Source organism: Erwinia endophytica (assembly GCF_009295515.1).
GTDB lineage: Bacteria > Pseudomonadota > Gammaproteobacteria > Enterobacterales > Enterobacteriaceae > Erwinia > Erwinia endophytica.
In genome coordinates, this window is sequence record NZ_RQVV01000029.1 from 1 (window position 1) to 11,431 (window position 11,431).

Here is an 11,431-nt window from a genome sequence, read left to right on the forward strand (position 1 = left end):
TCACGCCGGATGAACCGCTGGCGGATGGCGAGCACACCCTGGTGATTGATGGTACCAATGCGGATGGTAATGCGGTGAACGACACGGTGAACATCGTGGTTGCCACCGATCCAACGATGGTGATCATTGATGATGCCGGTAATACCATTGCTAATGGTGATACCACCAACGACAGTACCCCAACCTTTGAAGGCAGTAACTTCACGTCTGGTACCAGTGTCGTGATTATGGATGGCGATACTGAAATTGGCAGTGTCGTGGTAGATGACACGGGTAACTGGAGTATTACGCCAGCAACGTCACTGACTGATGGCGAACATAGCTTCACTGTTGTTGTCACCGATGCAGAGGGTAATGCGAGTAGCGGAACAGTAACGGTGGTGATTGATACTACTGCGCCAGAAGGTGTGGATATTAGTACCGTGGTCATGGTGGATGATGATGGAGAAGCTATTGCTGCGGCAGGCATTACTGCTGATAACACACCAACCTTCAGCGGCGAAGGGCTTGAACCTGGTTCAACCGTCATCATTCGTGATGGCGACACTGTTATCGGTGAGGTGACGGTAGCCGAAGACGGTAGCTGGTCATTCACGCCGGATGAAGCGCTGGCGGATGGCGAGCACAGTTTCACCTTCGAAGTGACTGATGCTGTAGGCAACAGCAGTGGCATATCTGATGCGATAGATTTGACCGTTTCCGTGAGTAAAGGGATCAATACTGGCGTTTTCATCACTGATGATGCAGGAAACATTATTATCGATGGCGACAGTATTAACGACAGTACTCCAACCTTTAGCGGTACGGATCAAACGCCTGGCTCGATAGTGGTTATCTCTGACGGTGAAACCGAACTGGGATCGGTGACCGTGGGCGAGGACGGCAGTTGGTCATTCACGCCAACTGAACTGGCCGATGGCGACCATGCCTTTATTGTCACGGTTACCGATCCAGAGGGTAATACGGGCAGTGATACCATCAACGTGAATGTTGATACGGTGGCGCCGGAAGTTCTGGATGTTGCTGATGTTACTGTTGTTAATGACAACGGCGACACACTGACTGTGGGCAGTACTATCTCTGACACCACGCCAACCTTCAGCGCTCAAGGTCTGGAAGCTGGCACAACCATTACTGTGAGTGATAATGGCACTGTACTGGGTAGCGCGACGGTGGCTGAGGACGGTAGCTGGACCTTCACGCCGGATGAGGCGCTGGCGGATGGCGAGCACAGTTTCACCTTCGAAGTGACTGATGCGGCAGGCAACAGCAGTGGTGAGTCTGAGGCAATTAGCTATATCGTTGATTCGGTCGCTCCGGATGGCGTAGATGTCAGTACTGTAGTGATTACCGACGAAACTGGCACGGTAGTCAGTGCTGCGGACACCATGACCGACAGTAAACTGACGTTCAGCGGTAGCGATCTGGAGCCGGGTACAACCGTCACCATTTACGACAACGGTGAAATTATCGGTGAAGTCACGGTTGCAGATGACGGTAGCTGGAGCTTCACTGTGGAAGAAGGCCTGTATGATGGTAGTCATGAACTGACCTTCACGGTAACCGATACGGCGGGTAACAGTAGTGAACCGTCGGACACTCTGGATCTGAATGTTGAGGTCATCACGCTGACGGCTACCGATAATATCAGTTCAGGGGCGACCGTTGGTTTTACCTATGAAACTGATGTTGCAGAGGATCTGGGAACGGTACTGAGTGATGGTGGTTTGGTTTCATTGAACAACACCATCACCAGTGACTCGATAGTGGTAGAGGATGGCACGGTGATTGATCTGGTGGTGACGGCAACGTCATCTGCCCTGTTCAACCTTGCCAGTAGCTCTACTCTGGTGCTGCAGAAGTATGACTCTTCAACCGGAGAGTGGGTAGACGTTTCTGAAGATGACAGCAGCAACCTGTTTGGCTTGTTTGGTTTAGGTGCATCAACCTCAACCATAACGTTGTCAGGGCTGACCGCAGGTACTTATCGGTTGGTTTATACCACTACGGGTATTAACGTGGGCGTTGGTTTCACCCTGGAAGCGTCAAAGACGGTTTATACCATAGCCGATCAGGGAACACCGACTGACTACACTACCGCGACAGGCAACGTTCTCACCGATGATGACAGTGTATATGGTACGGATAGTATTCCGCATAGCGCATACACCAGCGTCACGGCAGTGAGCGTGACTAACAGTGATGGTACTGTCACCACGGTGACACTGGATGCAACCACGACCACGGTTACACTGGTCGGACAGTATGGCACCCTGACCATTAACGCTGATGGTAGCTATGAATATGTCCCAGAGACGTCAATGAGTAGTATCGGTAAAGTTGATACCTTTACTTATACCATTACTGATTCGGCAACGGGAGAGAGTTCTTCAGCACAACTCTATGTGCAGATTGGCAGCACTAATGACGCCTTGACGTTGACCTGGGATCCGACCGATCCGAGCGCATCAGCGGTGACGGATATCGCCTCCAGTAATGAAGCCGATGCCAGTGTGACAGTGACCTATGTTTCATCAAGCGCCAGCGATACGGATGTGCTACTGACTTACGGTGGGACTGAAAACTATACATCTTCATTCACGCTGACCGGTGATAATGATCTGGTCACGGGAACGCTGACACTCTCTACCGAGTGGGGAATGTTAGGTAACAACTTCACCTCGGATACTACCGTCACTTATTCGGTGCAAAAACTGAATAGCGATGGTACCTGGTCGACGGTGAATACCTATACAGCGGTTATTGCGGCCGGAAGCCATAATGGTGAGACGGTTCTCACGGTAGATATGTCGACGCTGGTTTCGGAAGCCGGAACTTATCGCATCGCGATTTCGACCACTGGAGCAAGCAATAACCTGATCCTCGATATGGATGTGAACATTGTCAGCACCACTGATTATGTTATCACTGACAGTGAAGTGGCCACCGGTAACATTCTGACCGACGAAGGAACAGATGGTACGGTAGATAAACTGAGTTCTATCTACACCAAAATGTACATCAAAGCGGGTGACAGCACCGGAGATACCTCAGTAGACAGCAGCTACACCTATGTAACCGAAAGTGGCGTTACCATTGAAGGTGAGTACGGTACGCTAACTGTCTACAGCAATGGCGCCTACACATACACGCCGAGCACAACTTCGTTGCCAACGGGTTCAGAGGATGTCTTTACCTACGCGTTGCAAGGTGCTAACGGTGAAGTGGTCACCGCCACAGTGACTATTCATCTGGGTGTTGAAGTCGATGGTAGCAACGGCGGCGCGCTGGTCTTCGATGGTACTGCGGCAGATGATGTCTTCGCTGTCTATGATACTGAGTTCAGTTCAGTTGACGGTGAGGATGGTAGCGATACGCTGGCGTGGCATGGTGAAGGCGAGTTGGTTCTCAGCACTATTGCCTCAAAAGTCAGCAATATCGAAACCATTGATTTGCTGTCCGGCAGTAACGCGTCGACAGTCGTGGTTGACGCACAAAGCGTCAGTGCCATGACCGATGATAACAATGCGTTGTATATCAACGGTGACAGTGATGATTCCATCACGTTGACGGGCACCTGGATTGTTGCCGGTACAGTCATCGTGGATAGTGTCAGCTATACGCACCTGACCGGAACCAGTGACGATGGCACGGCGGTTGATCTCTATGTACAGGATGATATCAGCCTTTCTTCCACGGTAATTTCCGGCAGCACAACAGGTGATGAATTTAGCGTCACCACCGCGGCGGAAGTCACAGGGACAGAGAATGGCGATACCTTCACAGTGACAGGAACGTCCTTCACCAGTATTGATGGCGGCGACGGCTTTGATACGCTGGAATGGGACGCCTCAGGTACGCTGACAGTCAGCGATATTGCCAGCAAAGTCAGCAATATCGAAGAGATTGATCTGTTGGATGACACAGAAGTGGATAATCTGTTGATCACGGCGCAAAACGTGGCGGATATCACCGATGACAACAACACGCTGTATGTGAGGGGATCAACCAGTGATACGATAACGCTAAGCGGCAGCTGGCAACAGGTGGGCAGTGAAGTAGTTAACAATGTTACCTATATTCACTACACCAGTACCACCGATGATGGCCAGACCGTCGATCTGTATGTGGACCGTGATGTGCAGCTCAGTAGTACCGAGACGGCGTCTGAGAATAACGCTGCGGATGTTACCGGTCAGGTGGCTTTGGTTAGCGACAGTGTTGACCAGTCAACCACCATGAACACGGCGAGCAGCAGCTTTACCAGTGATAGCTTTACGGTTAGCAGCAGCAGTGATTTGCAGGAAATTGACCTCAGTGTTACCGGGTCGTCGATCAATGCAAGCAACAGTGTGTCTGTGAGCTGGTCTCTGCAGGTTTATAATACGCAGACTTACTCCTGGGATACGGTGACCAGTGGTACGCAGACAGTCACCAGCAGCGAGGGGCTCAGTGTTTCCCTGTCTGGTCTGGATGCTGGCGAATATCGTATCGTGGTTGACAGCACGCAGTCAGGTTATACGGGCTTCTTGTGGTCAACTAACTACGATACGCTGACAGTCAGTGTTTCAGCCAATATCGTCAGTACCACCGACTATAAGGTCAGTACCAGTTCCAGTGTTACAGGCTCGGTCTTTACCAGCGATAGCACCAGCGACAGCAGCACTCTGGTGAGATCGGTAGCGGCAGGGATCGTGTCCGGCGCGGCAAGCTACACACTGGTCGCCTCGGCAGGAACGACCATCTCCGGGACTTACGGTACGCTGACTATTTACCAGGACGGCAGCTACACCTATACGCTGAACAGCGATTCAGTGATTAAGCTGTCCGGAAGTGAAGACTCGTTCACCTATGTTCTGGCAGATGGCACCATCCAAAATCTGGTGATAACGCTGGGGGTATCGGTTGACGGCTCAGAAGGCGGCGCACTGACGCTGGAAGGTACCGTGGGTGATGACAGCTTCAGCATCTATGATACTAACTTTACCTCGGTGGATGGTAAATCCGGCCAGGATACGTTGGTGTGGAGCGGTACAGGCGATCTGCAGCTTAGTGACATTGCTGACAAGGTTAGTGGTATCGAAGTGATTGATCTTCAGGATAACGGCGCCGCCGCTGTGCTGTTGCTGACTGCGGATGATATCAAGAAAGTCACCGATGAAAACAATACGCTGTATGTGCGTGGCGGCAGTGAAGACTCGCTTTCACTGCAAGGTGTCTGGGATGTTAGCGGTGTCTTCACGCTGAACAACATCTCCTACACGCTGTACACCGGTACCGCGCTGGATGGTACGGCTATCAAGCTCTACGTCCAGGAGGGTCTGACCTTTAATGAAGTGTCTGAAAGCATTACGGGTACCGTCTCTGTGGATGACACGCTGTCCGTTACCTCGGTCAGCCAGAGCGGCGAAGAAGCAACGGTGACCGATGATGGCGTGAGCTTTAAAGGCGCTTACGGCACATTGCTGATCGACAGCAATGGTAACTATAGTTACGAGGCTGATACGTCTGCTGAGCATACTGGCGTCACTGACACCTATACCTACACGCTCTCTGATGGCAGCAGTGCCACATTGAGTTTCAATCTGGGTATTGATGTTGATGGCAGTGCTGGCGGAGAACTGACCTTTACCGGCACCAGCGGTGGCGATGTCTTCGAGGTATACGATACTGACTTCACTTCTATTAATGGTGCGGACGGTAACGATATTCTGGCCTGGCATGGTACCGGAACGCTGAACCTCAGCGATATTTCCTCGATTGTTAATAATATCGAGCAAATTGATTTGCTGGACGACAGCGATAATGACAACCTGGTTATCAGCGCAGAAAGTTTGCTGAAGGTGACAGATGACAATAATACATTATATGTCAGAGGTGCTGACGGCGATACATTAACGCTGAATGGTAGCTGGGATGATGTCGGTTCGTTGCTGGTGAATGGAGTAACTTACCATCATTACACCAGTACCACTGCTGATGGATCTTCAGTGCAGTTGTATGTTGAAGACGATGTTACGATTGGTTAATAACCTGTAGTTAATCTGTAACTCATAATAAATCCAGGCTGGCACTTCGGTGTCAGCCTGTTATTTATTCAAGGTTTAACATTTTATTTAAGTTGCAGGTCTTTCAGGTCGTTTTTTAACACTACATCACAACCAGGAAGTTTCAATTAATCATGAAAAAAATATTTATTACCCTTTGTTGCGTAATAAGTGTGTCTTACGCCTGTGCTGCTGAAAAAAAACCTTTTTCAACTGCGCAGTCGAATGCTGATGAAGCGCCAGCAGGTTTTTGGGGGGCTTTTTCTAAAACACCTGAGCCTGATCAGAGGCCAGCGGGTGGGACCGATCTGGCAAAAAAACTCAATGTGTCTCCCGCAGAAATTGAAATGCAGCCGACAGTAAAGGATCCAGTCACGCTGGAAAAAAACTTTCCTGCCGACTGGCAATCCGCCATTCATCTCGCCGTGAGTCGCCATCCTGCGATCAGCAGTACCATTGCCTCTCTGGAGTCTGCTGATTTCACCATTGATGCGGCTAAAGGGGGTTACCTTCCGGCCATTAAAGCAGGCGTCACCTCGGGACGTCAGCAGGATGAAGGCACAGGACAGATCTTTACCGTCGGTTTATCACAAATGCTGTATGACTTCGGTAAAACGGGTAGCGCTGTCGATCAGGCGAGTGCGAAATATCTGCGCCAGCAAGCCAGTGTGCTTGAGCAGATCGATACCATTGTGCAGCAAACCGCGCTGGCCTTAAACGAAGTATATCGATACTCGCAACTGGTTGATAATGCGAAAAAACAAGTTAAATCCCTGCGTGACGTGATGTCCCTGACCCAGATGCGGGCGGAAGCGGGCGCCAGTACTCGCGTTGATCCGGTTCAGGCTCAGGCCCGCGTTGAAGCGGCAGAAGCACAGCAGCAGGAAATGGAAATCAAGCTACAGCAGCAGCAATATCACCTGCAGTCGCTACTTGGCCAGCCCGTGCCATCAATGCATCTCTCTGCCCCACATGAATTGCTGTCGTTGATTAACAAGCAGGGTGAAAAAGTTGATCTTAACAAAAACCCCACAATTCTGATGGCCCAGGCGGATGTCGCCATCGCCAGGGCTGAATTACGTAGCTATAAAGCGCAACGTTATCCGACATTATCCCTGGAGGCGAATACTAATAAATATGTTGGCGATATAGAAAAATACCAGAGCCATAGTCAGTATCAAAATGTTTATTTGTCAGTGAGCAGCACGCTTTATCAGGGCGGATCGCTGGCGGCTCAGGAAAGTGCCAGCGCACGTGCGCTGGAAGCAGCAAAATCGCTGATTGCCAGTAAAAAGTTAGAATTAACTGACCAGCAACGTAGTTATTACCAGAGTATTAATGGTTTGCAGCGTAATATTTCATTGCTGACGAATCGGATGAAAACAATTACTGAAACACGCTCATTATATCGTGAGCAATATTTATCACTGGGCAATAGAAACGCGCTTGATCTGCTTAATGCTGAACAGGAAATAAGTCGTGCGGAGCAAGATTTAATTAATGCCCGTTGTGATTTATGGGCCGCATCAGTGAATTATATCGTTCTGGCGGGTATGGCCCGGGATGTATTTAATTTAAATGGTCAGGTTATTCAGGGGTTGCGCATTACGCAATAGCGTCAGTTAGCTCGAGATTAATATTATGGAAAATTTAAATACTATGGAAAAGGCGACCGCCTCACCTGAAAGAAAAAGTTACCTACCCTGGCTGGAAGCATTATTGCTGGTTGCGAAACATTATCGCCTGGATGGTTCCCCTGAGCGGGTGAAAGGCGAAGCAGAATGGCATTTAAGCCACCTGCCGCAGGATGCGCTGGTTGAAGCGATGGCTCGTCAGTTGGGGTTGGTGGTGTTTTTCGACCGCTATCATCAGGATCTGCTGGATCCATGGCGTATGCCGTTGATCGTCGACTTTGGCGATAGAGGCGTTGGGGTGGTGACCACCTGCGGCGAAGAGGGCAAAGTTAGCGTCATCCTGAATGGTGAAAAGCAGTTACAAACTGTGCTCAGCATGGAAGAACTGGCTGAAAATGCCCATCGTGTATTGATGGCTAAACCGGAAACGTCGATACCGGATGCCCGTGTAGATGACTACATTAAACCTTATCGTGCTGACTGGTTGTGGCAGACCATCCTGCGGGAGTGGCCGAGCTATGTGAACGTGATGTTCGCGTCATTGATCTCGAACGTTCTCGGATTGTCGGCCATGCTTTTCACCATGCAGGTTTATGACCGGATCATTCCTTCTCAGTCCATTCCTTCACTGTGGGTGTTATTCAGCGGAGTAATGATTGCACTGACATTTGTTTTTGTCATGCGCGTTACTCGCACGCATATTTCTGATACCTCAGGTAAAAATGCTGACTTACGTATTTCCGACCGGGTATTTGGCCATGCTTTGCGTATCCGTAACGATCAGCGGCCAAAATCGACGGGTTCATTTATTGCACAAATCCGTGAACTGGAGCAGATCCGTGAGTTGATCGCCTCCACTACGGTCACCGCTATTGCCGATTTGCCATTCCTGATTATTTTTCTCTTTGTTCTGTGGCTGTTGGGCGGCTGGCTGGTACTGGTGCCGATAGCGGCAATTCCGTTGATTGTCATTCCCGGTCTGCTGGTGCAGCGTCCGTTGGCGAAGCTGTCCAGGGCAACCATGCGCGAGTCTGCGGTGCGCAATGCGATGCTGGTTGAGGCGGTACAGGGCATGGATGACATCAAGATGCTGCGTGCCGAGCCTTACTTCCAGAACCAGTGGAATCACCTGAACGAAACTATCAGCAGGTCGTCTAAAAAACAACGTCTTATCAGTGGATTACTTTCAAGCTGGACCAGTGAAGTGCAGACTGTCGCTTATATCAGCGTGGTGTTGGTCGGTGCTTTTCTCGCCATTAATGGCGATATCTCTACCGGGGTGCTGATTGGTTGCTCAATGTTGGCCTCCCGCATGATGGCGCCGTTAGGACAGTTGGCAATGATCATGGGACGTTGGCAGCAGGCGAAAGTCGCTCGTGAAGGGCTGGAGAACCTGTTAAGTAGCGAGGTTGATCAGCCGGAACGTAGCGTGCAAATCCACCGTCCTAAAATTTATGGCGAATATCAGTTGTCGGACGTTATCTATCGCTACGATCCAAATTCGCCCAACCCGGTATTGATGGTCAAAAATCTGACGATCAAACCCGGCGAGAAAATCGCCTTGCTGGGACATAACGGTTCGGGAAAATCCACCTTATTGCAAATGCTGGCGGGTCTGCTACCGCCAAACGAAGGGGCTATTTTGCTGGATGGCGTGCGCCTTTCTTCATTTGATCCGCTGGATGTCCGTCGTGATGTCGGTTTGCTCGGACAAAACTCTTCACTGTTTTTCGGGACTATCCGTGAAAACCTGCGCTTAGGTATGCCGTTGGCGACGGAAGATGAGTTGTTGCAGGCGTTGGAAATCAGCGGCGCGATTGAGTTTATCCGCCGTCTGCCGGAAGGAATGGATTATCAGTTGCAGGAAGGTGGTAAAGGGCTTTCCGGCGGACAGAGACAGCAACTGTTGCTGGCTCGTACGGTGCTGCGTCAGCCCAATATTGTACTGCTGGATGAACCCACCGCCTGGCTGGATGACGCGGTGGAAAAACATCTGATCAATAAATTGCAGGCCTGGATGGGGAACCGCACGGTAATCATCGCCACGCATCGCCCGGCTGTAATGCAATTGGTTGATCGTATTTTACTGGTCGACAACGGCAAAATTGTTCGTGACGGCAAAAAAGAAGCGTTGTTGGTGCCTGCTGCGCCGAAAACGAAACCCGCAGCGCATCAAGGTAAAGTGAATCTGTCTGCGCAGGGAGCATCATCATGAGTATTCTGAGACGTTCTTTCTCTTTATGGTCGAGAAAAACAAAATATTATCCCTCACGCCGTTTATTATCCCCTGGCTCGATGATTGTCTGGTCAGTCATGCTGCTGCTGGGACTGTTCTTCTTTTGGGCGACTCACTTTGAATTAGATGAAGTCACCGTAGGCGTTGGCAAGGTGGTGCCCAGCTCCCATGAACAAATTATCCAGTCCCTGGAAGGCGGTATTCTAAAGGAACTGAAAGTACATGAAGGGGATGTGGTGGAAGCAGGCCAGGTGCTGGCGTTGCTTGATCCTACGCAGATTGATTCCGGCGTACAGGAGAGTCGCTCGCGTTTGCTGGCGGCGCTGGCGAGCTCGGCGCGTTTACAGGCCGAGATGGAAGGCCGCGAGCTGACGTTTCCGGAAGAGGTGCTGGAAGATCCAAAACTGGTGGCGGCTGAAACAGCGTTATACAAATCACGTCGTGAAAATCTGAAGAAAAGCCTTGCCGGGTTGAACGAAGCGTTGGATTTGATCAACCGAGAACTGAAGCTGACCTCTTCACTGGTTGCCAAAGGCGCAGCCAGCAATGTAGAGGTGTTGCGGCTGAAGCGTCAGGCCAACGATTTGCAGAGTAAGCTGAACGATACGCAAAATCAGTACACTGTTAAGGTTGGCGAGGAACTGGCGAAGGCCAATGCAGAAGTGGCTTCACAGCGTTCGATCATTATCGGTCGGGCCGACTCGTTGAAAAGGACAGTGGTTAAGGCGCCGGTCAGAGGGATTGTGAAAGATATTGAAGTAAACACGGTCGGCGGTGTCGTTCCGCAGCGCGGCAATTTGATGGAAATCGTTCCATTGGATGAACAACTGATGATTGAGGCGCAGATCGCTCCCCGTGATGTGGCATTTATCACCCCAGGCCAGCGGGCGATGGTAAAACTGACCGCCTATGACTTCAATATTTATGGTGGACTGGAAGGCAAAGTGGCCTTTATTTCCCCAGACACGATTCAGGATGAGGTGCACCGGGATCAATATTACTACCGCGTGTACGTGCGTACCGATAAAGACTATCTGGTGAACAAAGAAGGTAAGAAATTCCCGATCTATCCTGGCATGATAGCGATGGCTGAAATTCATACCGGAAGTAAAACGGTCATGGAATATCTGATCAAACCGCTTAATCGGGCCAGAGAAGCCCTGCGCGAACGATAATCATCCTAAGGGGAAGCCAGCCGGCTTCCCCGCTACCCCCATCACTCTGCCAGTGTTCAGCCACCTGCGCCACAGCTTCGTAATAAGCGCGTCACAGCTTTATTCTGGGTGATTAATCCGGGCTAATATCGCTTCAACCTCAACGAAATCATGCTGATTGAGCGCTGATACTTCCACAATAGTACGGGGAGGTAAGGGCTTATTTGCCCAACGCTCCTGCTGGACTTCATTGACCAACGGACGGTAACGCAGCATATCGGTGACAAAGACAGTCAAACGTACGATGGGGCGGCCCCGAGAAACACCAGACAGTAGATGTATCTTAAAATAAAAGATAGG

General features: G+C 50.5%; 5 protein-coding genes. 4 read left to right on the forward strand and 1 reads right to left on the reverse strand.

Annotated elements, in window-relative coordinates:
* From EH228_RS09710 to EH228_RS09725, 4 genes are all read left to right on the forward strand, one after another.
* Positions 1-6,029: BapA/Bap/LapF family large adhesin (locus EH228_RS09710; protein WP_152321478.1), on the forward strand; the 6,029-nt coding region annotated here is incomplete at its 5' end.
* Positions 6,030-6,181: 152 nt separating this feature from the next.
* Positions 6,182-7,663 carry a TolC family outer membrane protein gene (locus EH228_RS09715; protein WP_152321479.1) on the forward strand — a complete coding sequence of 494 codons (1,482 nt, stop codon included), beginning with the start codon at positions 6,182-6,184 and terminating at the stop codon, positions 7,661-7,663.
* A 43-nt stretch (positions 7,664-7,706) separates the two neighbouring features.
* Positions 7,707-9,896 (forward strand): type I secretion system permease/ATPase, encoded by a 2,190-nt coding sequence (locus EH228_RS09720; protein ID WP_204902657.1) that lies wholly within the window; start codon positions 7,707-7,709, stop codon positions 9,894-9,896.
* A gap of 80 nt (positions 9,897-9,976) precedes the next feature.
* Positions 9,977-11,092, forward strand: a complete 1,116-nt coding sequence (locus EH228_RS09725; protein WP_240116266.1) for an HlyD family type I secretion periplasmic adaptor subunit — start codon at positions 9,977-9,979, stop codon at positions 11,090-11,092.
* Positions 11,093-11,191: 99 nt separating this feature from the next.
* Here EH228_RS09725 and EH228_RS09730 read toward each other — a convergent pair.
* On the reverse strand, positions 11,192-11,431 hold a 240-nt coding region (locus EH228_RS09730), incomplete at its 5' end, for a RidA family protein (RefSeq protein WP_193323314.1).

What these genes read in the sequence shown, in the direction of transcription:
- EH228_RS09720 (WP_204902657.1), top strand. Translation starts at nt 7,707, where the DNA reads ATGGAAAAGGCGACCGCCTCACCTGAAAGAAAAAGTTACCTACCCTGG.
- EH228_RS09715 (WP_152321479.1), top strand. Translation starts at nt 6,182, where the DNA reads ATGAAAAAAATATTTATTACCCTTTGTTGCGTAATAAGTGTGTCTTAC.
- EH228_RS09725 (WP_240116266.1), top strand. Translation starts at nt 9,977, where the DNA reads ATGATTGTCTGGTCAGTCATGCTGCTGCTGGGACTGTTCTTCTTTTGG.